At 63.9% G+C, this 23,760-nt stretch carries 17 protein-coding genes and 1 pseudogene; 9 read left to right on the top strand and 9 right to left on the bottom strand.

The genetic code is table 11. The features are described from left to right. Window positions 1–80 precede the first annotated feature (80 nt). A complete protein-coding gene (locus CSQ87_RS09960) occupies window positions 81–1,487 on the bottom strand; it encodes an MFS transporter (protein ID WP_100513728.1) in 1,407 nt (468 codons plus the stop codon). Window positions 1,488–1,822: 335 nt separating this feature from the next. Here CSQ87_RS09960 and tkt point away from each other — a divergent pair, with 335 nt between their 5' ends. The 4 genes from tkt to CSQ87_RS09980 all read left to right on the top strand — a co-directional run bounded on the left by tkt (window position 1,823) and on the right by CSQ87_RS09980 (window position 6,973). Further along, complete coding sequence (gene tkt, locus CSQ87_RS09965; protein WP_100513729.1) at window positions 1,823–3,928, top strand: transketolase; 2,106 nt, start codon at window positions 1,823–1,825, stop codon at window positions 3,926–3,928. Window positions 3,929–3,977: 49 nt separating this feature from the next. Further along, window positions 3,978–4,790 (top strand): gluconate 5-dehydrogenase, encoded by an 813-nt coding sequence (locus CSQ87_RS09970; RefSeq protein ID WP_207761142.1) that lies wholly within the window; start codon window positions 3,978–3,980, stop codon window positions 4,788–4,790. A 518-nt stretch (window positions 4,791–5,308) separates the two neighbouring features. Continuing rightward, entirely contained in the window at window positions 5,309–5,947 is a 639-nt protein-coding gene (locus CSQ87_RS09975) for an RpiB/LacA/LacB family sugar-phosphate isomerase (RefSeq protein WP_100513731.1), read from the top strand. A 369-nt stretch (window positions 5,948–6,316) separates the two neighbouring features. Then, window positions 6,317–6,973 (top strand): GntR family transcriptional regulator, encoded by a 657-nt coding sequence (locus tag CSQ87_RS09980; protein WP_165776827.1) that lies wholly within the window; start codon window positions 6,317–6,319, stop codon window positions 6,971–6,973. Between the two features lie 79 nt (window positions 6,974–7,052). Here the strand turns inward: CSQ87_RS09980 and CSQ87_RS09985 are convergent, their stop codons facing one another. The 8 genes from CSQ87_RS09985 to dnaA form a co-directional block, all read right to left on the bottom strand. After that, window positions 7,053–8,288 (bottom strand): alpha/beta hydrolase, encoded by a 1,236-nt coding sequence (locus CSQ87_RS09985; RefSeq protein WP_243388912.1) that lies wholly within the window; start codon window positions 8,286–8,288, stop codon window positions 7,053–7,055. Window positions 8,289–8,614: 326 nt separating this feature from the next. Continuing rightward, on the bottom strand, window positions 8,615–9,187 hold the full coding sequence (locus CSQ87_RS09990) for a DUF3566 domain-containing protein (RefSeq protein ID WP_240541881.1): 573 nt from the start codon (window positions 9,185–9,187) through the stop codon (window positions 8,615–8,617). 34 nt (window positions 9,188–9,221) lie between these two features. After that, window positions 9,222–12,008: a DNA gyrase subunit A gene (gene gyrA / locus CSQ87_RS09995; protein WP_423734789.1), complete on the bottom strand. Its 2,787-nt coding sequence runs from the start codon at window positions 12,006–12,008 to the stop codon at window positions 9,222–9,224. A gap of 103 nt (window positions 12,009–12,111) precedes the next feature. Beyond that, on the bottom strand, window positions 12,112–14,244 hold the full coding sequence (gene gyrB, locus CSQ87_RS10000; protein ID WP_100513734.1) for a DNA topoisomerase (ATP-hydrolyzing) subunit B: 2,133 nt from the start codon (window positions 14,242–14,244) through the stop codon (window positions 12,112–12,114). A 365-nt stretch (window positions 14,245–14,609) separates the two neighbouring features. Then, the gene (locus CSQ87_RS10005) at window positions 14,610–15,158 is read right to left on the bottom strand and encodes a DciA family protein (RefSeq protein ID WP_100513735.1); all 549 of its coding nucleotides are present in this window, start codon (window positions 15,156–15,158) and stop codon (window positions 14,610–14,612) included. Further along, window positions 15,155–16,549: a DNA replication/repair protein RecF gene (locus tag CSQ87_RS10010; protein ID WP_100513736.1), complete on the bottom strand. Its 1,395-nt coding sequence runs from the start codon at window positions 16,547–16,549 to the stop codon at window positions 15,155–15,157. The genes CSQ87_RS10005 and CSQ87_RS10010 overlap by 4 nt, the downstream gene beginning before the upstream one ends. Window positions 16,550–16,656: 107 nt before the next feature. Next, window positions 16,657–17,781, bottom strand: a complete 1,125-nt coding sequence (dnaN, locus tag CSQ87_RS10015; RefSeq protein WP_100513737.1) for a DNA polymerase III subunit beta — start codon at window positions 17,779–17,781, stop codon at window positions 16,657–16,659. A 512-nt stretch (window positions 17,782–18,293) separates the two neighbouring features. Continuing rightward, entirely contained in the window at window positions 18,294–19,934 is a 1,641-nt protein-coding gene (gene dnaA, locus CSQ87_RS10020) for a chromosomal replication initiator protein DnaA (protein ID WP_100513738.1), read from the bottom strand. Between the two features lie 397 nt (window positions 19,935–20,331). On the opposite strand from dnaA, the gene rpmH reads away from it, so the two are divergent. The 5 genes and pseudogenes from rpmH (at window position 20,332) to CSQ87_RS10045 (ending at window position 23,173) form a co-directional block, all read left to right on the top strand. Beyond that, complete coding sequence (gene rpmH / locus CSQ87_RS10025) at window positions 20,332–20,466, top strand: 50S ribosomal protein L34 (protein WP_093961566.1); 135 nt, start codon at window positions 20,332–20,334, stop codon at window positions 20,464–20,466. Between the two features lie 41 nt (window positions 20,467–20,507). Next, a pseudogene (gene rnpA, locus CSQ87_RS11175) lies at window positions 20,508–20,879 on the top strand (ribonuclease P protein component); the annotation flags it as partial. A 189-nt stretch (window positions 20,880–21,068) separates the two neighbouring features. Next, window positions 21,069–21,374, top strand: coding sequence for a membrane protein insertion efficiency factor YidD (yidD, locus tag CSQ87_RS10035; protein ID WP_100513744.1), 306 nt, complete (start codon window positions 21,069–21,071; stop codon window positions 21,372–21,374). A gap of 10 nt (window positions 21,375–21,384) precedes the next feature. Beyond that, entirely contained in the window at window positions 21,385–22,413 is a 1,029-nt protein-coding gene (gene yidC / locus CSQ87_RS10040) for a membrane protein insertase YidC (protein WP_100513745.1), read from the top strand. A 190-nt stretch (window positions 22,414–22,603) separates the two neighbouring features. Continuing rightward, entirely contained in the window at window positions 22,604–23,173 is a 570-nt protein-coding gene (locus CSQ87_RS10045) for a Jag family protein (RefSeq protein ID WP_100513740.1), read from the top strand. Window positions 23,174–23,760: the final 587 nt, after the last annotated feature.

Raw genomic sequence — 23,760 nt, forward strand, 5'->3', positions numbered from 1 at the left:
ATCGGTTTCGGGCTGATTCGGGTCCGATCCGGGCCGATCCGCCGTCTGGCAAATGAATCGGATCGGCCGGGATGGGAACGTCAGTCCTTGAGCTCTCCTCCCTTCTTGAGGGATTCGGCGGAAACCGCGTGGTCGAAGACCTCAGGCAGGATGAAGGTTGCGGCCAGGAAGGCGATGACCGGGAAGATCACCACGATCAGATCGGCCTTGACGACGCCAAGGTTCTCGAACAGGGTGGGGAAGACCCACAGCGTGACGAACGAGGCGAGCTTGACGAAGGTGTAGGCGATGCCGGAGGCGGCACCACGGTAGGCCGGCTTGGCGACCAGGGAGGCGACCGTCTGGCCGGACTCGGAGGACCAGTAGTGGCCCCACAGCATCACGCCGGAGCCGGCGATGATGATGAGCATGTTGTTGGTGGAGATGCCGACGACGGAGATCACGATGCCGACGGCGACCAGACCGAAGCCCCACTGGCTCAGGCCCTTGTGGCCGATCTTCTTCAGCAGCAGCGGGCCGACGAAGGCGGAGACGGAGGCCAGGCAGTAGACGGCGAACATGGCGAGGTTGTTCTGCACCAGGGTCGCGATGCCGAGGCCGGCGAGGATGGTCGGCAGGTAGAAGGAGAAGGAGTAGTTCTCAAGCGCCTGCACGAAGTTCGAGATCCAGGCGAAGATGGTGCTGCGACGGGTGAACGGGTCGGCGAACAGATCCTTGACGGCTTCGCCCCAGGTGACGCGCGGCAGCTGCATGTCGTGGTCCGGCACGACGTCGGCCAGGCAGTCGGTGCCGTAGTAGTCGGCGGCGACCTTGCGGGCCTCGACGAAGCGACCGTGCTCGACGTACCAGGTCGGGGTCTCGGGGAGGTTGTGACGGGCGAGGAGCAGGAGCACTGCGGGGATGGCCGGGATGGCGAGGATGATACGCCAGGTCACGTTCGGGTGCATGGAGCCGAGCTCGAAGGCGGTGACAAGGCAGATGGCGCACAGGATGCCCAGCGAGAACATGAACTGCCACCTGTTGGCCATGACCTCACGCTTGCCCTTCGGCATGATCTCCATCATGTAGGTGAAGCCGTTGGCGACGTCGGCGCCGACCGGGATGCCGGCGATGCATCGGATGACGGCCAGCACTTCCATGCTGGGTGCGCAGCCCTGAGCCACGGCGCAGACGGCGAACATGGTCATCGACGCCATGAAGATGTTGCGGCGGCCGAACTTATCGGTGAGCCAGCCACCGAGGATGGCGCCCACGATGGCGCCAAGCTGGGTGCCGGCGGAGGTAAAGCCCAGCAGGCCGGCGCTCGGATGGAACACGTCCTTCAGGTGGGTCATGATGAAGGACATCGAGTAGATATCCCAGGACTCGATCAGCAGGGCGGTGACCATCAGCCAGCCGGCCTTGGAGGCGTGCGGGGCCTCCTGGCGGTCAAGCACGGCCTTGGCGTGCTCGATCGTGTCGTATATCGCAAGATTCTTCTCAGACATACACACTCCTTTGTGAAGTTACATCTTCTCTTCCGAATGTCTTTACATCTTTTGCGAATGCCAATGGATATCGGGGAGAGGGGAGAGCAACCATCGTCGGTTTCTCCGACCTCCTGATATATCAAATGATATTCGTGTGATATATTAGATACGGATGCAGGAAATTGTCAACTCGAACGGCACGGACACCGCACCGAAGCGATGAACAGGCAATGAGCCGCATCCGTTGAAAACCAAAGCCAAACCGGCGGATCTGGCAGCGTGGTTCCTCCCCAACGAAGGGCGAGACACGCCGAACCTCACCGTTGGTTCCACCCGGAAGGAAGTTAGAATCCATGGCCGAATTCACTTGGTCGCAGTTGGATGACCGCGCAGTAAAGATGGCGAAGACGCTTTCCGCCGACGCGGTCGAGCACGCAGGACACGGCCACCCCGGTTCGGCGGTCTCGCTCGCCCCGATCGCTTACACCCTCTACCAGCACTTCATGAAGCATGATCCGGCCGATCCGAAGTGGCCCGGCCGCGACCGCTTCATCCTCTCCGGCGGCCACGCCTCGCTCACCCAGTACGTACAGCTCTACTACGCCGGATACCTCACCCTCGACGACATCAAGTACTTCCGCGGCGGCGCCGACACCCGCACCCCGGGCCACCCCGAATACGGTCTGACCCCCGGACTGGAGATCACCACCGGCCCGCTCGGCCAAGGCGTGGCCTCCGCCGTCGGATTCGCCTACGGCCAGCGCTACCAGCGCGGACTGCTCGACCCCGACGCCCCCGCCGGCGAGTCGCCGTTCGACCACAACATCTGGGTGATCTGCGGCGAAGGCGACGTCGAGGAAGGCGTCTCCGGCGAAGCCAGCTCACTCGCGGGCAACCAGAAGCTCGGCAACCTCACCGTGATCTTCGACGCCAACCACATCCAGATCGAAGGCGAAACGCAGATCGCCTTCGCCGAGGACGTGCTCAAGCGCTACGAAGCCTACGGCTGGTACACCGACGAAGTGAGCTTCATCCAGCCCGACGGCTCCTACAAGGAGGACGTCGAGGCGCTGGCCGCCGCCCTGCACAAGGCCGAGCAGGTCACCGACCGCCCGAAGTTCATCAAGGTCGACACGCTGATCGCATGGCCGACCCCCGGCAAGACCAACGACCCCTCCTCCCACGGCGCGCTGCTCGGCGCCGAAGCCATCGCCGGACTGAAGAAGATCCTCGGCTTCGACCCGAACAAGACCTTCGAAGTGGACGAGGAGGCGCTGGCCCACGCCCGCAAGGTCGCCGAGCGAGGCAAGGCCGCCCATGAGGCCTGGAACGTCAAGTACGAAGCCTGGCGCAAGGCCAACCCCGACAAGGCCGCGCTGTACGACCGCATCAAGGCCGGCAAGCTGCCCGAAGGCTTCGACAAGGCCATCGACGATCTCGAAGCCACCTACAAGGTCGGATCCGAAGTCGCCACCCGCGCCGCATCCGGCAAGGTGCTCAACGCCATCGCCCCCGTCATGCCCGAACTGTGGGGCGGCTCCGCCGATCTGGGCGGCGCCAACCTCACCGACATCGACGGCGCCACGTCGTTCGCCCCCGAAGAATACGCCACCACGCAGCATCCGAAGGTCAGCCCCTACGGCCGTCAGCTGCACTTCGGCGTCCGCGAATTCGCCATGGGCGCGATCACCAACGGCATCCTGCTCGACTCCGACACCCGTCCGTTCGGTGGCACGTTCTTCCAGTTCGCCGACTATGAGCGCGGCGCGGTCCGCCTCGCGGCCCTGATGAAGATCCCGAACCTGTACGTGTGGACCCACGATTCCGTCGGCCTCGGCCAGGACGGCCCGACCCACCAGCCCGTGGAGCATCTCGCCGCCTACCGCGCCATCCCGCAGCTCGAAGTCGTGCGCCCCGCCGACGAATACGAAACCGCCGAAGCCTACCGCTACTTCTTCGAGAAGGACAACACGCTGCCCACCGCCATGGTGCTGAGCCGTCAGGTGCTGCCCGTGCTGCCCGAAACCGCCGAAAAGGCGCGCGAAGGCGTCAAGCACGGCGCCTACGTGCTCGAAGACGTCGAAGGCACGCCCGACGTGATCCTCATGGGAACCGGCTCCGAAGTGCAGGTCGCCCTGGCCGCCGCCAAGACCCTCGCTGAGGAAGGCATCAAGGCCCGCGTCGTCTCCGTGCCGTCGATGGAATGGTTCGAGGACCAGAGCCCCGAATACCACGAAAGCGTGCTGCCCTCCGACGTGTACGCCCGAGTCTCCGTCGAAGCCGGACTCGCCCAGCCCTGGTACAAGTACCTCGGCACCTTCGGCAAGGCCGTCTCCGTGGAACAGTTCGGTCTGCAGGGCGAAGGCCTGCAGAACCTCAAGGATCTCGGCATCACGCCCGAACACGTCGTGGAATCCGCCAAGGAATCCATCGCCGCGGTCAAGGCCGTCATCAAGTAACCGTCAACCCATCACAGATATCGCCAAGCATTAGCAGAAAGAAGGAACCATGACAGAAGGATTCTCCATGGGCAGCTTCTCGCTCGAAGGCAAGGTCGCCCTCGTGACCGGCGCCTCCTACGGCATCGGCTTCGCCATCGCCTCGGCATTCGCCGAAGCCGGCGCGAAGATCGCCTTCAACGACCGCACGCAGGAAGCCGTCGACCGAGGCCTCGCCTCCTACAAGGAAGCCGGCATCGACGCCCACGGCTACGTGGCCGACGTCACCGACGAGACCGCAGTCAACCAGCTCGTCGCCGACATCGAACGTGACTTCGGCACCACGCCCGACATCCTCGTCAACAACGCGGGCATCATCAAGCGCATCCCGATGACCGAGATGAGCGCCGCCGACTTCCGACAGGTCGTCGACATCGACCTCAACGGACCCTTCATCGTGTCCAAGGCCGTGATCCCGGGCATGATCGCCAAGGGCCACGGCAAGATCATCAACATCTGCTCGATGATGAGCGAGCTGGGCCGCGAGACCGTCTCCGCGTACGCCGCGGCCAAGGGCGGCCTGAAGATGCTCACGCGCAACATCTGCGCCGAGTACGGCGAGCACAACATCCAGTGCAACGGCATCGGACCCGGCTACATCGCCACCCCGCAGACCGCGCCCCTCAGGGAGCGCCAGGCGGACGGATCACGCCACCCGTTCGACCAGTTCATCATCGCCAAGACCCCGGCCGCCCGCTGGGGCACGCCGGACGACCTGAAGGGCCCGGCCGTGTTCCTCGCCTCCGACGCGAGCGACTTCGTCAACGGGCACGTGCTGTACGTTGACGGCGGAATCCTGGCCTACATCGGCAAGCAGCCGTGATGGGATTGCGGGGATGGAGCGCCTTCCGTCTTACGGCGGGCTCGACGTACCTTCGTACGCCTTCGCCCGGCGACGACGGAATTCGCACGCATCCCCGCAATCCCATGGCCCCAGGCCGCACGCATCCCCGGCGGGGCGCCCGTGATTCCTCGGCTCCCCTCTGGAGGGCTGAGACCGTGAAGGAAACGCCGGCGGCGTTTCCAGGTCTCAGGCGAGCCGACAGGCGAGCCAGCAGGACGCCGGCCGCAAGGCCGTCCGCTCTTGCGGGAAGCTGTCGGCACAGCCGACTGAGGGGAGGACGAACGACGCGCCACGGCCGATCCCCATGCCCAGGACGTTCCTGTAATCCCTTGGCTTCCCTCCCCACACAGGGGAGGGAAGCTGTCGGCCGCATGGCCGACTGATGAGAGGGGCCCGGACGACACGCCACGGCCGGCCCCACAGGCGCCGCGCCCCACGGGCATCCCCCACGGGCGCCCCACACGTAAACCCACACTTAGAAAGGAAACACGCACATCATGCGCATCGCACTGATCAACGAGAACAGCCAGGCCGCGAAGAACGGCCTCATCTACACGGCCCTCAAGGCCGTGGCCGACGAGAAGGGCTTCCAGGTCGACAACTACGGCATGTACGCCGCCGACGACAAGGCCCAGCTGACCTACGTGCAGAACGGCATCCTCGCCGCCGCCCTGCTCAACACCGGGGCCGCGGACTTCGTGGTCACCGGCTGCGGCACCGGCGAGGGCGCCATGCTCGCCCTCAACAGCTTCCCCGGCGTGATCTGCGGCCACGTCGAGGACCCGCTCGACGCGTACACGTTCGCCCAGATCAACGACGGCAACGCCATGGCCGTCCCCTTCGCCCTGAAGAACGGATGGGGCCAGGAACTGCAGCTCAAGTACATCTTCGAGCAGATGTGGCTCGAGGAGCCCGGCAGCGGCTACCCCAAGGAGAGGGTCGTGCCCGAGCAGCGCAACAAGCGCATCCTCGACCGGGTGCGCGAGGCCGCCTACCGACCCCTCATCGACATCTACCGCGACCTCGACCCCGAACTCGTCAAGGGAGCCTTCGCCGGCGAACACTTCAGGGAACTGTTCGAGGCGCACGCCCAGCCCGGCGAGATCAGGGACTACGTCCTCAGCCTCACCGACTAGCACACGCTGGTGGCCCCGCCGGCACCCCCGGCGGGGCCATGTCATGTCCAAACCAGTTCACTCTTTTCCGACCGCCCCAAAGAGTGAACTGAATGTTGTCCGTTATTCATGAGCGGTGTTCGATTCGCCGCGCACGGGGCGTCTTCGCGTTCGATGTTGTTCGCTTCCGATTCACTCTTTGCCGAGGCGCCCCAAAGAGTGAACCCAAAATCCCCATTTCGCGGCAATTCTTGGCTCATTAGTGGAGATTTTCACCCCGTTAGGGGTATTAAAGTCATATATCATGCGAATATGAGTAGGCCATCTCTCCATGGGGGGGGGGTAGCCAAAACGCTCAGTTCACACTGCATCTTTGAGAAAGGGAGACCGATGAGTGAAAGCAAGCGGGATCTTGCGTACAACTACCTGCGCAAGCAGATCGTCTTCTGCGAGCTGAAGCCCGGCGACCTCATCGACGAAAAGCAGATTACCGAGCGTCTCGGCTTCAGCCGCACCCCGGTTCGCGAGGCCATCAACAAGCTCGCCGAAGAGGACATGCTACGCATCTTCCCGCGCAAGGGCATCGTGGTCAGCCAGATCTCGCTGAAGAACCTGCAGGACATGATCGACAGCCGTCTGCTCATCGAGCCGTATCTCATCCATCAGGCGTTCCCGACCCTCGATCGCGATTCGCTGCTCCACTTCCGCGAAGCACTGCAGAATACCGGCACCGATAGCGGCACCATGCAGGATTCCATCGAGGACGACTTCGACTTCAAATTCCACATGTACTTCGCCCAGAAGGCGAACAACAAGTATCTGGAGAATCTCATGTCCACGCTGCTGGCGCTCAGCCAGCGCACGCGTGTCTTCCTGCCGTGGTCGTCGGAGCGCATTTCCGAATCACTCGACGAGCATCTCAGCATCATCGACTGCGCGCTGGAGGGCGACGAGGAGGGCACCGTGAACGCGGTTCGCCGGCATCTGCAGCACTCCCGTGAGGGGTATCTGCACGTCTTCCAGTCGCACAACGACTTCTTCGTCTGACCTCAATCACACGGCCGCATCAACCCCCGACCAACACACCCCCCTAATCACCCCGCCATCAGCGGAGCAACACCCCCGTTCACACGCCACCCCGCGGCCGTGCGACGCGGTCCAGCGCGGTCTTGAGCTCGGCCCGGTTGAGCACGTACGTGCTGTCCAACGGCGACGACCACGCGAACCGGTCCGCCCACAGCGCCACCGACGCGAAATAGTGCCGCCGCTGCTCGGGCTTCGACATCGACAGGTCGTGTATGCCGCCGACGATGGTTTCGATGGTGACGAAATCGCCGAGATTCAGCGCGTTCTGCCGTATGGCCGTCACATCAAGCACGGTGTCGGCCTCGCGCATGGCCTCATCCCATCGGGAGAGGATCATCGAACGGTCCGACGTACACACCAGCACCGGCACGTCGATGTGCAGCCCGCGCGTGACCTCCTCCTGACCGTTGAAGATGGCGTTCATCCATCCGGCCCGGCTGAGGAACTGCCGATCCTCCGGCACCGGCGAGGAGTCCTGATACGTCCATTCGCCACCCTGATCCGACCACAGCACACGCCCGTAGAACCCCGGATCGGGGATCGGGATCACCGTCTTGCCGCCGGTCAGACCGAAGCCCTTCACCACCGGCGTGGTCATCATGCGCGTGAACCGATTGCCCTGCAGCTCCAGCCACGGCGAATTCAGCGCCAGCGCCGTCACATGGTCCGGCCGCTCGTTGGCCATCCACAGCGACGCGATGAGCCCGCCCGTGGAGTGCGCCAGCGTGAGGATGCGTACGTCGTCGCCCATCTCGTTGACGATCACGTCCCGCAGCGCATTGAGCTCGGCGAAGTATTCGTGCAGATCGGTGATGTATCCCGGCGTCTGACCGGCATGCAGCGACCGCCCGTATTTGCGCAGATCGACGGCATAGAAGGCCACGCCCAGCGCCTCCCAGAATTCGGAGGCGTGCTTGCGGTAGAAGTAGTCGTTCCAGCCGTGCACGTACAGGATCGCGGCGGGGCAGTGCCGCCAGTGGGTGTTGCACCATCGCCGCCAGCGCATGCGCCACGTCAGGGTCTGCGGATCCTTGCGCACGAAGGTGGCGGTCAGCTCGCCCTCGTCGTCGAATCCCAGATGCAGGGTCCGCTGCTGATAGCCGTCCAGCACGGTGTCCGGAACCCAGTCGTCCAGATCAAGATGACCGACCGGGGACTGAGACGAGGTGTCGAGGGGAGTGCCCGTCCCCTCGGACGGCGTCACCGGTTCGTCCGCGTGATCGACCGCCGGCGACCCCACCGTCTCGGTCACCGATTGCTCCGCGGTTTCGGTCATGACGATCACCTCCCATTGCCATCATCAAGGGTAGGCGTTTGCGCACCGGATCGTCTACCGACGATTCCCGGCACAATGTTGAATACGGGTTCGACCACCCCCCAGTCAGCCATGCAGCCCCCGATGGCGGGGCGGATATCCCGGGCTTTCAGACCCCTCATCAGTCAGCCTGCGGCTGACAGCTTCCCCCCAAGGGGAAGCCAGGGACTGATCGAGATGATCGTTCGGGCCACATAACGAAAAGGCGTCTCCCGAAGGAGACGCCTTGCGAATCGTGGATGGCGGATGATCGGCGGACCAGCCGTCAGCAATCAGCCGCCGGCAGATCAGTCGTCGCCGAGGGTGACGTGGACGCCGCCGACCAGCGCGCTGGTGAGGTTGTAGATGAACGCGCCGATGGTGGCCAGCACCGTGACCAGCACGATCTCGAAGATCGAGAAGATCGTGGTGGCGCTCAGCACCTTGCCGATGCCCAGGATGCTGGCGACGTCGAAGCCGCCGGAATCCTTCAGACCGGTGGAGTCGACCAGCTGCGTGATGTTGTCGAACAGGCCGATCGCGTTCAGCAGCGCCCAGATCAGCGCCACGGCGACGATCTGGATGATCGCGCCGGCGATGGACAGCAGGAACGACACCTTGGTGACCGACCACGGATCGACCTTGGTCAGCGACAGCTTCATGCGGCGGGCGCGCGGCACGTTGGACTTGCGCTCGGACGGCTTGGAGACCCTGCTGGCCGGCTTGAACGACGCCGGTGCGGGCTCGGCGGCCTGAGCGGGCGAATCCTCGGCAATCAGCGGCTTCGGGGAGGACGCTGCGGAACGGGACGTACGGCCCTTGCCGGCGGTCTCCTCCGGAAACTCCATGCCCTCTTCGTTAGGCAGTGACTGTTCGCTCATCAGCTCTCCTTCAGATTTCACCATCGCTCAGCACTCACTCGGCGCTGTCAACTTCACTGAGATTATCAGCCTTTTCGGACGTGCCGTCCTGCGCGGACTGCGCTTCCACCGTTTCACCATCGTTGCCCGAGGCACCCGACTCGGCACCGGACGCAACGGCTTCGGACGCGGTATCGTCCTCATCGTCGTCCTTCTCCTCGTTGCGGGCGATGGAGATGATCTCGTCGCCCTTGTCGGGCTTGGCGAGCGTGACGCCCTGGGTGTTGCGGCCGGTGCGCTTGACCTCGGCCACGTCGGAGCGGATCACCTTGCCGGACTTCATGATGGCCATGATCTGGTCGTCCTCGGCGACGATCACGGCACCGACCAGCGAGCCGCGGCCCTCGGCCAGCTGCACGGCCTTGACGCCGTAGCCGTTGCGACCCTGCAGACGGTACTCCGAGATCGCGGTGCGCTTGGCGAAGCCCTCGTCGGTGACCACGAGCAGATCCTTGTCGCTGTCGCCCCAGACCACGTCCATGGCGAGCAGCTCGTCGCCCTCGCGGAACTTCATGCCCTGCACGCCGGCGGTCTGGCGGCCCATCGGTCGCAGCTGCTCGTCGTCGGCCCGGAACTTCAGGCTCATGCCCTTGCGGCTCACGAGGATGATGTCGTCGGTGGAGTTGCACAGCGAGGCGCCCACCACCTCGTCGGTGACGCCGTCCTCGGATTCCATGAGCCGGATGGCGATCAGGCCGCCCTGACGCGGGGAATCGTAGTCGGCCAGACGGGTCTTCTTCACCTTGCCGCTGCGCGTGGCGAGCACCAGATAGTCGGCCACCTCGTAGTTCGGGATCGACAGCACCTGCTGGATCTTCTCGTCGGGTGCGAGCTGCAGCAGGTTCGCCACATGCTGGCCCTTGGAGTCGCGCGCGCCCTCGGGGATCTCGTAGCCCTTGATGCGATACACGCGGCCCGCGTTGGTGAAGAACAGCAGCCAGTTGTGGGTGCTGGTGAGGAAGAAGTGGTCGACCACGTCGTTCTCGCGCAGCTTGGCGCCCTTGATGCCCTTGCCGCCGCGGTGCTGGGCGCGGTACTCGTCGGCCTTGGTGCGCTTGATGTACCCGGAGTGCGTGACGGTGACCACCACGTTCTCCTCGGCGATCAGGTCCTCCATGTTCATCTCGCCGCTGAACGGCAGGATCTGGGTGCGACGGTCGTCGCCGTACTTGGCGACGATCTCGTCCAGTTCGTCGCCGACGATCTTGCGCTGGCGTTCCGGCTTGGCGAGGATGTCCTCGTAGTCGGCGATGCGGCGCATGAGCTCCTCGTGCTCGTCGAGGATCTTCTGGCGTTCCAGTGCGGCCAGTCGGCGCAGCTGCATGGCGAGGATCGCGTCGGCCTGCACCTGGTCGACGTCCAGCAGCTCCATAAGGCCGCTGCGGGCGGCGTCCACGTCGGGGGAGCGGCGGATCAGGGCGATGACCTCGTCGATCAGATCGAGGGCCTTGAGGTAGCCCTGCAGGATGTGGTCGCGCTCCTCGGCCTCGCGCTTGAGGTAGCGGGTGCGGCGCTCGACCACGTCGAGCTGGTGGCCGATCCAGTGGCGGATGAACGCGTCGAGCGACAGGGTGCGCGGCACGCCGTCGACCAGCGCCAGCATGTTCGCGCCGAACGTCTGCTGCAGCTGGGAGTGCTTGTACAGGTTGTTGAGCACGACCTTCGGCACGGCGTCGCGCTTGAGCACGAGCACGAGTCGCTGGCCGGTGCGGCCGGAGGTCTCGTCGCGCATGTCGGCGATGCCCTGGATCTTGCCGTCGCGCACGCCCTCGCGGATCGAGGCGACCAGACGGTCCGGGTTGACCTGATACGGCAGTTCGGTGACCACCAGGCACATGCGGCCCTTGATCTCCTCGGTGTTCACCACGGCACGCATGGTGATCAGTCCGCGGCCGGTGCGGTACGCCTGCTCGATGCCCTTGCGGCCGAGGATCGTGGCGCCGGTGGGGAAGTCCGGTCCCTTGATGATGCCGATCAGCGCGTTGAGCAACTCCTCGCGGCTCACGTCAGGGTGATCGAGCGCCCAGTGCACGCCGTCGGCCACCTCGCGCATGTTGTGCGGGGGAATGTTGGTGGCCATGCCGACGGCGATGCCGGCGGAGCCGTTGACCAGCAGGTTCGGGAAGCGGGCGGGCAGCACCTTCGGCTCCTGGGTCTTGCCGTCGTAGTTCGGGGCGAAGTCGACGGTGTCCTTGTCGATGTCGCGGACCATCTCCATGGCCAGCGGCGCCATACGGCACTCGGTGTATCGCATGGCCGCGGCCGGGTCGTCGCCGGGGGAGCCGAAGTTGCCCTGACCGTCCACGAGCAGGTAGCGCATCGACCACGGCTGGGCCATACGGACCAGGGTGTCGTAGATCGCGGAGTCGCCGTGCGGATGGTACTTACCCATCACCTCGCCGACCACGCGGGCGCACTTGCTGTAGCCGCGGTCGGGACGGTAGCCGCCGTCGTACATCGCGTAGATCACGCGGCGGTGCACGGGCTTCATGCCGTCGCGCACGTCCGGCAGGGCGCGGTCCACGATCACGCTCATGGCGTATGCCAGATACGATTCGCGCATCTCCTGCTGCAGGTCGCGCTTCTGGACGCGCTCACCGGTCATCAGGCCGTAGTCGGTGTTGTCGGCCTCCTGCGGGCTGAGCGGTTCCATGGAACCGTCAGGCACCGGCTGGCCCGGCTGAGCCTGATCTGATTGGCCCTGGCCCGGCTGATCGGGCTGGGCGCTCTCGTTGTTGGGAGTATCGTTGCCGACGCCCTCGTTGTTGTTCTCGTCTGCCACTGTGTTTCCTTTAGTCGGTTATCAAGTCGTATCGCGGTAGGGGGTCTGTCCGACTACCCTCAGTCACGCTGAGCGCTAGGCATCAGGCGCTAGGCGTCAGGCGCTAGGCGTCGATCCAGCTGACGTTGCGGGCGTTGCGCTGGATGAACAGACGTCGGGGCTCCACCTCGTCGCCCATCAGCATCGTGAACGTCTCGTCGGCGGCGGCCGCGTCCTCGATCTGCACCTGCTTGAGGATGCGGTGCTCGGGGTCCATGGTCGTCTCCCACAGCTCCTGATAGCTCATCTCGCCCAGACCCTTGTAGCGCTGGATGCCCTCGCCCTTGGGCAGCTGACGGCCGTTGGCCTTGCCCTCGGCGAGCACGCGGTCGCGCTCGGCGTCGGTGTAGACGAAGTCGTGCGGGCCCTTGGTCCACTTGAGGCGGTACAGCGGCGGCATGGCCACGTACACGTACCCGGCGGTGATCATCGGCCGCATGTAGCGGAAGAACAGCGTGAGGTTCAGCGTGGCGATGTGCGCGCCGTCCACATCGGCATCGGCCATGATGATGACCTTGTGGTAGCGCACCTTGTTCAGGTCGAAGTCCTCGCCGTAGCCGCCGCCGACCGCGGTGATCAGCGACTCGATGGTATCGGACTTCATCATGCGGTCGAGGCTGGCGCGCTCGGTGTTGAGGATCTTGCCCCTCAGCGGCAGGATCGCCTGGGTGATCGGGTTGCGTCCCTGGATCGCGGAGCCGCCTGCGGAATCGCCCTCGACGATGAACAGCTCGCACTCCTCCGGATTGCTCGACTGGCAGTCCTTGAGCTTGTCGGGCATGCCGGCGGATTCGAAGATCGACTTGCGGCGGGTGCTTTCGCGGGCCTTCTTGGCGGCGATGCGGGCGCGGCTCGCCTCGATGCCCTTCTGGATGATCAGCTTCGCGGAGTTCGGGTTCGCGTCGAACCAGTCGCCCAGCTTCTCGGTCATCACGCGCTGCACGAAGGTCTTGGCCTCGGAGTTACCGAGCTTGGTCTTGGTCTGGCCTTCGAACTGCGGGGTGGTGAGCTTCACCGACACCACGGCGGTCAGGCCTTCGCGCACGTCGTCGCCGGAAAGGTTCTCGTCCTTGTCCTTGAGGATGTTCTTCTCGCGGGCGTAGCGGTTGACCAGCGAGGTGAGCGCCGCACGGAAGCCCTCCTCGTGCGTGCCTCCCTCGGTGGTGGAGATCGTGTTCGCGAAGGTGTGCACCGACTCGGAGTAGGCGGTCGTCCACTGCATGGCGATCTCGGCGGAGATGCCGATCTTCAGGTCCTCGGCGGCGAAGTCGATGACCTCGTCGACCACGGGGGCGGCCTTCTTGGACTTGACCATGTAGTCGACGTAGTCCTTGATGCCGTTCGGGTACCGGTAGGTGACGGTGCGGTGCAGCTCCTCGGTCACGTTGTCGCCGTCGCCGGCCACCTCGTCACCGGCCTGATCGACCTCGCGCAGATCGGTGAGGGTGATCTTCAGGCCCTTGTTGAGGAACGCCATCTGCTGGAAGCGGCTGCGCAGCGTCTCGAAGTCGTAGGTGGTGGTTTCGAAGATCGCCGGATCGGCCCAGAACGTCACCGAGGTGCCGGTGTGCTCGTCGGGGCCCATCGGGGCGCCCTGAGCCAGCCGGGCCTGCGGCTTCTGGTCGATGTAGGTCTGGGTCCAGTGGAATCCCTGACGGCGCACCTCGACGTCCACACGAGTGGACAGGGCGTTGACCACGGAGATGCCCACGCCGTGCAGGCCGCCGGAGACCGCGTATCCGCCGCCGCCGAACTTGCCGCCGGCGTGCAGCTTGGTCATCACGGTCTCGACGCCGGAGATGCCCTCGCCGGGCACGATGTCGACGGGGATGCCTCGTCCGTCGTCCACCACGCGGATGCCGTTGTCGGGCAGGATCGTCACCTCGATGTGGCTGGCGTAGCCGGCGAGCGCCTCGTCGACGGAGTTGTCGACGATCTCGTACACCAGATGGTGCAGGCCGCGCGGGCCGGTGGAGCCGATGTACATGCCCGGTCGGATGCGCACGGCCTCGAGGCCTTCCAGCACCTTGAGGTCGCTGGCGTCGTAGTGCTCGGGGGCCATGGTGCCGTCGAGCTGGCCGTCCTGGAGATCCTGGGCCGGGTCCTGCGCGGCCCCTGCGGGCTTCGTACCTTTGGATTGTTCGTTGTGTGCTGCTTCTTCGTTGAGATCGGGCGAATCCTGGGTCTGGTCTGCCACCAACCTGTCCTTTCCTACTAGCCCTTACATCAGGCGGTTAGGTCGGCGCTGGCCGGTCGAATCCGAGACGCTTTCGTGGGTCTTACGCTCAAAAACGCGAAATATGGGGCTGTGCGCACGCTAACCATTCTGGGAATAGGGTACTAGGCAATAGGGACTTTATGCGCTTACAGCGGCATCTTTCGCAGTATCGACGCATAGGGGGCGATCCGGTGGGGGATTGCGGCGGGATCCGGCGGAATCGGCGTACCGACTACGTAGCGGATACGCGATACGACGATCAGCGATCCAATCAGACGATCTGCCGGTCAGCTGATTGATCTGCTGATTGGCTGATTGATCTGCCGATCAGCCCGACCAGCCGATCAGAACCGGCCGCGGGGACGCCACTGCCCGGTGGACCGGTCGTTGCCGCCGTGCTTGAAGGTGTCGGTGCGCGGGCCGGTGACGATGATCCGGTCCAGCGGCATGCCGGGCAGACGGTCGGCGATCTTCGCCTGCAGCTGGGGGATCATGTAGGTCAGCTGGGTGGCCCATACCGGCGATTCGGCGCGGATGGTCAGCACGCCGTTCGCGTACGAGGCGACGCGGGAGTGCCGGGCGATGTTCCGTCCCACCACCTGATCCCAGTGACGGCCGAGCTGGGCGACCAGCAGATGGGGCCGCCAGTTACCGTTGGCGGCGAGACCGTCGAGCACGGAGCCCAGGGTGTGGGGATCCCGGCCCGGCTTGCCGAAGTTCAGCCACGCCTGTTCGGCCCGGGCCCGGCGCTTGGCGATCCCGGCCGCGCGGTTGGTGTACCGCTCGAAGACGGTAGCCTCCAGCTTGCGCGGGTCAAGCCGCAGCGTCTCGGCGATCGGCGGCGTGGGCCCCGGTCTGCGGGGCGCGGCGGCCGCGGGGGAGTGCGGGGTCATGCCTGGGCCTCCTGCGACTTCTGTGCCTCCTGCGCATACTGGGCCTCCTGGGCGTCCTGCGCGGCGACGATATCGGCCACGTCGATGCGATGGGCGTCGAGCCCCTGCGGCATATCGCTTTCGGCGGCCATGGTGATCAGCACCTGGCTCTGCCGGGAGGCGAAGTCCACGATCTGCCGACGGCGGGATTCGTCCAGCTGGGCGAACACGTCGTCGAGGATCAGGATCGGATCGTCGCCCCGCTCGGCCTTGATCACCTCGAACAGGGCCATCTTCATGGCCAGCGCCAGCGTCCACATCTCACCGTTCGAGGCATAGTCCCGGGCGTTCATGCCGTTGAGCCGGACGATCACGTCGTCCCGGTGGGGGCCGATGAGATTGCGGGCCTGCGCCACCTCGCCGGGGTAGATGCGCTGGAAGTGCCGGCTGATCGCCATGCGGATCTGATCGTCGGGGGAGTCCGTCACCAAGTCCGAGCAATCACCATCCCCCCGTTGTGACTGCGGATCGTAGGCCAGTAACCCCCCTTCGCCGTCTTCGTGGCCGTCATGGTCCCCATAGGCCGTCACCTCGTCGAAGCTCGGCGCATACACCAGTTCCGCATGATGGCGCGGCCCCGCCAGCTCCCGGTAGATCCGCGCGAACGGGCCGTTGAGCATGTCGATGAAGCGCTGGCGCAGACGGGTCAGCTCCACACCGGCCTCGATGAACTGCCCGGTCCAGACCTCCAGACCGCTCAGCGCGGCCGCCATGGGGTCGTAGGCGGGCAATCCGATGTCGGTCGGGGTATCGGCGGAGGAAAGGCCCGACGAGCCGGCAGAGGTCGGAAACGAGGCCGCTGAGACGTCGGATCCCATACGGGCGTCGGATCCCACGCGCTGCTGCTGGATCTGCTTGAGCAGGGCCGCCCGCTGCCGGCCGGTCTGGTTGAAGCGTTGCAGGACGTCGTAGTAGCCGAGAATGAGCTGGGAGGCCGACTGGTTCACGAATCCGCGTCGTGCGGCCGGTTCCGCGGCGATCAGACGCTGATCCTCGGGGGCGAACACCACCGTGGGCACGCGCCCCACGACGTCGCGCATGTACAGCGACTTGCCGGAGTTGATGCGCGCGCGATTGGCGCCGCGCACGGGGATGGAGACCTCGTAGGTGGTGACGGACCCGTCGTCGTCCACGTTCGCCCGCACGGTGGCCTTTCTGGCGCCGGCACGGACCAATGGGGCGGAGGAGCTCGTCCGGTGGCTGCCGCCGGTGGAGAGCACCTCGAGGGCCTCCACGATATTCGTCTTGCCGAGGCCGTTGGCTCCGAACAGGAGGTTCAGCCCGGGCACGAAATCGATCACCATCTGCTGCCAGGAGCGGAAGTCATCCAACGCCAGCCGAGAAACGAACATGGATTTTGTTACCTTTTGCTGTCAATATCAGGCCCGAACCAACCAAACCGTTGTGAGATCGCACATCGGGATCGTCGGCCCGGGCACGGTGAAGTCGATCGATGCGATCAGTCGGTGAACCGCATCGGCACCAGCAGGTACCGGTAGTCGAGCGATTCCTCGGAATCGGCCTCCTGCTGGCCGTTGAATTCCACCGCCTTGACGGCGGTGGTCATCTTCATGCGGACGAACGGTTCGGAAATGGCGGAAAGACCGTCGATCAGGTAGGCGGGATTGAAGGCGACGGTGATGTCCTCGCCGTCCATGTCGACCGCGATCGATTCGGTGGCCTGCGATTCGTCGGCGGCGCCGGCGGACAGCACCACCTCGTCGCCGGAGAAGGCCATGCGGATCGGGGCGTTGCGCTCGGTGACTAGGGCCATGCGTCGGATCGAATCGAGCAGCAGCTGTCGGTCAAGCACGGCGTGGATCGGGTATTCGTCGGCGAACAGGCGGTCCACCGCAGGGAATTCGCCGTCGATCAGCTGGGCGGTGGAGACGCGGCCGGCGTTCTCGAAGCCCATCAGTGCGGCCTTGTCGCTGTCGAAATCGAGGATCACGTTCTGATTGGTGTCGAGGGAACGGGCGACATCGCGCAGCAGGGATCCGCGGACCAGGGCGACGGTATCGAGATCGGGATTCTCCGGGCTCCAGGTGAAGCTGGCGCGGGACAGACGGAAGCGATCGGTCGCGGTCATCACGACCTTGTCGCCGGTGAACGCCATCTTCACGCCGGTGAGCACGGGGCGATTCTCCTCGCGGGACACGGCGACCGAGGCCTGAGTGATGGCGTGGGAGAAGGTGTCGGCGTCGACTTGGCCGAGCTTGGTGGGCACGATGGGGAGATCCGGGTATTCGGTTTCCGGCATCAGCTGCAGGGAGAACGAGGACTTGCCGGACGTCACGGTGAGTTTCGACCCCTCGGTGCTCAGGTAGGCCTTCTCTGCCGGCAGGGATTTGGCGATGTCCGCGAGCAGCTTGCCGAGGACGACCGCCGTTCCCGGCTCGTCCACGCCGGCCTCGATGTGGTGACGGGCCGAGACCTCGTAGTCGAATGCGGAAAGCTGAAGAGTTCCGTCGATGGCCTCCAGCTTGACTCCGGAAAGGATGGGTGTCGCCGGACGGACCGGGATCACGCGTGAGGTCCATGCCACTGCATCGGCCAGAGCCTGAGAGTTGATTTCTGCCTTCATTGCTTGTTTGTTCCTTGAATCGAGTGGTTTCAGTGCATTTCCTATGCCGCTGGAAGTATTTTATCCATGGCTGATCGGCTATCCCCAAAGTTATGCGCCGTGCATGAGGGTGATGATCCTGAAACTATATAGGTAAACGAGTAGTCATAACAATAAGCGTTGTGGACATTGTGGATAAGTCCGGGGAGCGGCGGAATGTCGCGGCTCGTGCTGAATGCACCATTGTGGATAACTTTGGCATGGGATGTGGATAACTTCCCGGCTTTTCCACAGCTGCTCGAAGCCCTTGATTTTTCCCCAAAAATCGCCGGTTTATCAACGACTTACCCACGGCTTTTCCACCGAAAATCGGGTGTTATCCACGGGATTATCCCCGGAATGTGGAAAACCATGTGGATAACTTTTCTGATTTTTGCGCACGCCTTCGGCGTGTTTCATGAGGGAAGAGGGCCGACCCGGTTTCGTAGTTTTCCACCGAAATCGGCGATCCCGGATAACCGGGACGGTCCGGATCAGTCGGCCTTGTGCCGCTTGATCCGGCTGGTGAGCTCGTTCACGTAGTTGTACACGTCGCGCTTCTGCGCCATGCCCGACTGGATCTTCTTGTAGGCGTGCATCACCGTGGAATGGTCGCGGCCGCCGAAGATCTCGCCGATGTCCACCAGCGACAGACTGGTCATCTCGCGGGTCATGTACATGGCGATCTGCCGCGCCAGAGCCACGTTCTTCGCGCGCCAGGGACCAACGAGATCGTCGAAGGTGAGCTGGAAATACTGCGCCACCTGGGTGATGATGTCGGTGGGCTTGATCTCCACATCAGCGGTGAAGAAGTCCTGCATGGTCTGTTCGGCCAGCATCCGGGTGACCGGCTGATCGTTCAGCGAGGCCATGGCGGTGACTCGGGTCAGAGCACCCTCAAGCTCGCGGATGTTGTCCGTCACCTGCTCGGCGATCAGATCAAGCACGTCATTGGGGATATTCAACCCCCCTATTTCCGCCTTCATCCTCAGGATCGCGACACGGGTCTCACGGTCCGGCGGCTTGACGTCCACGGAGAGTCCGGAATCGAATCGCGAGATCAGGCGGGCCTCGAATCCCTTGAGGTTCTTGGGGGCCACATCGGAGGCGATCACGATCTGCTTGTTGGCGTCGTGCAAGGCGTTGAACGTATGGAAGAACTGCTCCAGCGTCGCTTCCTTGCCGCCGAGGAACTGGATGTCGTCGATCAGCAGCACATCCACCTCGCGGTAGCGGCGGTTGAACTCGGCGATCAGGCCGTTGGCCTGCGCCTCGCCCTGCAGCGACTCGATGAATTCGTTGGTGAACTCCTCGGAGTTCACGTACCTCACTTTGAGCGAGGGGTCCTCGCTCAGCGCGTAGTTGCCGATGGCGTTGAGCAGATGGGTCTTGCCCAGACCGGAGCCGCCGTAGATACACAGCGGGTTGAACGCGCGGCCCGGTGCCTCGGCCACCGCCAGTGCGACCTGGCGGGCGAAGCGGTTGGAATCGCCCGGCACGAACGTGCCGAACGTGGCGTTGCGATTGAGATGGGTCTCCTCGTCGCGGGCGACTTTCGGGCCGCCGGTGGGCACGCCCGGTACCGCGATGACCGGAGCCGGCTCGCGCTGGGCGTCGAGGATCGTGGGCTGCGTGAACTCGCCGGTGGCGGCGAATCCGTCCGACACCGGCACGTCGATCGGCAGGGTGTCCTGACTGTGCTGACTGCGGCCCGACTGCTGCGGCCGGGGTCCCTGCCCGCGTCCGCCACGGTCTCGTGAAGGGGGTTGCGTCGGGGGTTGGGATGAGGTTCGTCCCTGCGTGCGACCCTGCGCGTTCCTGCTGGGGGACGACGTCTGGGTCTGCTGCTTCGACGGCTTGTTCTGCGGTGTGATCTTGATCAGAGGAGTGAGTGGCTGACCCCCGTTTGCCAACTGGAGGGCACGCTGCACCACTTCCTTGTTCTCGATGGTGTGCCGCGTATGCTCGTTGGATGCGTTCAGCACGATCATCGAATCGAACAGGCTCTCGGCCTCGATGTCGTCCACGCAGCTGAGGTCCCGCGGACTCAGCGACTGGTCATGACGAAGCAGGTCGCGGGCTACGGCCCAGATGCGACGTGCATCTTCGGCTGGTGATCCGGCTTCCTGAGCCATGCGGTTCCCTCCTTGTCATGATTGCCGCAAGGTCACACCCTGACCTTTTCCGAAATGAATACAGATCACCATTTATACGCCCTTCGGTACGAGTTATCCACAACGTCGCGTGTTGAAAACATTGGATTTTGAATGACAATCATGTAGTTTGTGGATAACATGGGTGCAATTTGTGGATAACTTAAATCGCATAATCGTTGGAATTGCAATGATTTTCGACTATTCCCAAAGTTATCCACAATCGGCGATGTGGAAAAATGTGGATAACGTGAATAACTTGGCGGATTACCGGTACAATGCTGCGGTTTGACTCGTTCGCACGGTGTGTGTACATTAGAAAAGCTTGACTCATGAGGAGCCGTGCCTTGGCATGGCCAAAAACACCGGGAGCATAACTATGAAGAGGACATTCCAGCCCAACAACCGTCGTCGTCACATGAAGCACGGCTTCCGTGCTCGTATGCGCACTCGTTCCGGCCGCGCGCTGATCAACCGTCGCCGCGCCAAGGGCCGCAAGGTTCTTTCCGCCTGAGAACGACCCGACGACAATACAGACGGTAATCCGGTCTTCCAGTGGAACGGCTGAAAAGCCACCGCGACTTCGTCACGGTGCTCAGAAAACGGACCAAAGCATCCAGTAAGGATCTTGTGGTCCATTTTCATGTTCGCCCCGAAAACGACGATCCCGCCGCGCATGACGGCGCGCGGGACGTTCCGGGCGCCGCACGCCGACTGGGACTGGCCGTTTCCAAGAACGTCGGCCATGCCGTCACCCGCAACTCGGTGAAGCGCAGATTCCGTGTCCTTGCACGGCAATACGAACATCTGCTTCCCCCGAACTGCGATGTGGTGATGCGCGCGAAGCCGTCCGCGGCCAAGGCGGAATTCAGCGCTCTCGATGATCAGGTCCGTCAGACCTTCACCCGCGTCGCCGACAAGGCGGCACGATACGCGCTCAAGGCCCGCGAGGTCAGGCTCACCCAGCCGCCTCGAACCGACGTTCCCGGCCCCGACCGGATCCCGTCTGTCGATCCTTCCCAGCCCTCGGCCGATCATGCCCGGGGGAATGCCTATTCGTCGTCGGCATCCGACGACACGGGACGCTGATCTGAGATGGGCGTCGTCGCACGCGGGATGACCGGGGCGATCCGCTGGTACCAGCGTCGCATCTCCCCGCTGTTCGGTCCCCGCTGCCGGTATTATCCGACCTGTTCTCACTACGCCTATACCGCGGTCACCCGATTCGGTGCGTTTCGGGGCGGACTGCTGGCGGTGCTGCGCCTGATGCGCTGCCGCCCATGGAATCGTGGCGGCATCGACGACGTTCCCCAGCGATTCTCCGTGTTCTACCGCTTTTCCTGGTCGAAGGCCCACGAGGAGCCTCGGCTCACCCCATTACCATCCGAATCATCCACTTCCCAACCATCTGAGGAGAATTGACATGCCACAGATGAATGATCAGGTGTTCTACCTGGATCAGGCGAGCTTCTTCGCGTGGGTCTACAAGATTCTGTATCCGGTCGAATGGCTGATGACGCAGATCGTGTTCTACTTCCACAAGGCGCTCACCTTCATCGGCTTCCAGGACGGCCCCGGCATCGCATGGGTCCTGTCGATCATGCTGCTGGTGATCTTCGTGCGTCTGTGCATCCTGCCGCTGTTCATCAAGCAGATGCACTCCATGCGCAAGATGCAGGCCCTCCAGCCCAAGATGCAGCACATCCAGGCCAAGTACAAGGGCAAGACCGACCCGGCCAGCCGCGAGGCGATGAACCGCGAGACCATGAAGCTCTATCAGGACACGGGCGCCAACCCGATGGGCTCCTGCGTGCCCGCCCTGATTCAGGGCCCCGTGTTCATGGCCATGTTCTACACCCTGACCGCGGCCCGCTACATCGCCCTCGACAACGGCTCCAAGGAGGCGTTCGGCGCGTTCAGCATCGACGTCGCCCGGCAGATCGAAGGCACCCATCTGTTCGGCGTCTCGCTGGCCGACATGTTCCCCTCGGCCGACACGCACGGCAAGGTGATCATCGGCATCTTCATCGCCCTGATGTGCTTCACCATGTTCCTGTCGCAGTACTACAACCTGCGCCGCAACCTGCCGCGCGCCTCCATGGAGGGCCCGCAGTACAACATGCAGCGGTCCATGGCGTTCGTCTTCCCGGTGATGTACATCTTCTCCGGCGTGATGTTCCCCTCCGCCGTGCTCGTCTACTGGCTGACCAACAACCTGTGGACGCTGGGCCAGGTGATCTGGCAGGTGCATCACATGCCGACCCCCGGCTCGCCCGCGCACGAGGCCAAGGAGATCCGCGACCGCAAGAAGGAAGAGGAGCGTCGCGAGCGTCAGGGCCTGCCCTCCATCGAGGAGGAGGCGCTGGCCAAGGCCAAGGCCGCACAGGCCGAGAGGGCCGAGAAGGGCCATCAGCGTCAGCAGCCCAAGCGCAACCGCAACAAGCCGAAGAGCAAGCGGTAGCGTTCATGGACGTCAACGGGACCGGGTCGTCGCCCGCACGAGGCCGAATGGAAGGCCTGCGCAGCGGACGGGCCCGGTCCCGCGTTTTTCCGACACCCGGTGACACCCGGTATGTGGCCGGCGGTGCCGACTACGTACCTTTATCCGTGTAAGGTAAGTCAATAGTGTGTAAGTACTGAAGGAGTTTCCCATGTCTCAGGCTGATGAGAAGACGTTCGATCAGCTCAATGATGAAGCTGACATCGCCGCCGATTATCTCGAGGGGTTGCTGGACATCGTCGATTATGAGGGCGACATCGAGATGGGCGTGCGCAACAATCGCCCGGTGGTGCAGATCGTCGCCGACGACAACACCGACATCAAGCATCTGATCGGCCGTCACGGCGAAGTGGTCGATGCGCTGCAGCAGCTGACCCGTCTGGCCGTCCAGCAGAAGACCGGCGAGCGTTCCCACCTGATCGTGGATGTGGACGGCTACCTCAAGCGCAAGCGCCAGCGCCTGCGCGATATGGCGCTGGATGCCATCGACGAGGTGCGCGAGACCGGTGAGCCGGTATCGCTTGATCCGATGAACTCCTTCGAGCGCAAGATCGTGCACGACGTGGTCCGCGAGGAGGGCATGAAGTCCCGTTCCCACGGCGAGGAGCCGAAGCGGTACGTGACGATCTACCGCAAGGCCAACCAGACCGAGGATGCCGACGACGCGGCCGCTGCGGCCGAGCCGGTCGAGACCGAGGCGATCGCCCCCGACGAGGAGTAGTCAGGGGAAGTAAGCCTGCCGCGTGACGGGCGGATGGACGATAATCGACACACTCAGGGCCGTTCGGCCCCGGAGCCAGCGAGCTGGCTCCTAGCTTACGGTCGCTCATCGTCCATCAGCCCGTCTTTCTTTATGCCTTTTGCTCTTTGTATGCCTTCCTTGGCTTGGGGCAGTGGATGCGTTGTTTGACCACCCTCAGTCCGCCTGTCGGCGTCCAGCTCCCGCCGGCGGGAGCGGTTTTTCTTGGCTTCCCTGCGTGCTGAACCCGTTAAGCAAACGGCAGAGCCGTTTGTAGGGTTCATGCGAGCCGACAGGCGAGTGGTCCTACTGTCACCTCATCCGACCGGCTTCGCCGGCCACCTTCCCCTCGGAGGGGAAGGCACAGAGGCAGTCGATTGCCGCCGGCCACCTTCCTGATCGTTCTGCCGAACGATTCGTCGCGTCCCTTGGCGGGACGCTCCCCTCGCCTAACGACAGTCCACCGGACTGTCGGCTGGGTTTTGCACCCCCGTTGTGGCAGCCGTCATCAACCCCCGTTGTGATACCCGGTGGGGGTATGGTTGCGTCGTGGAGGCAGGGGGTGTCGG

The sequence above is a fragment of the Bifidobacterium simiarum genome, assembly GCF_002802905.1.
GTDB lineage: Bacteria > Actinomycetota > Actinomycetes > Actinomycetales > Bifidobacteriaceae > Galliscardovia > Galliscardovia simiarum.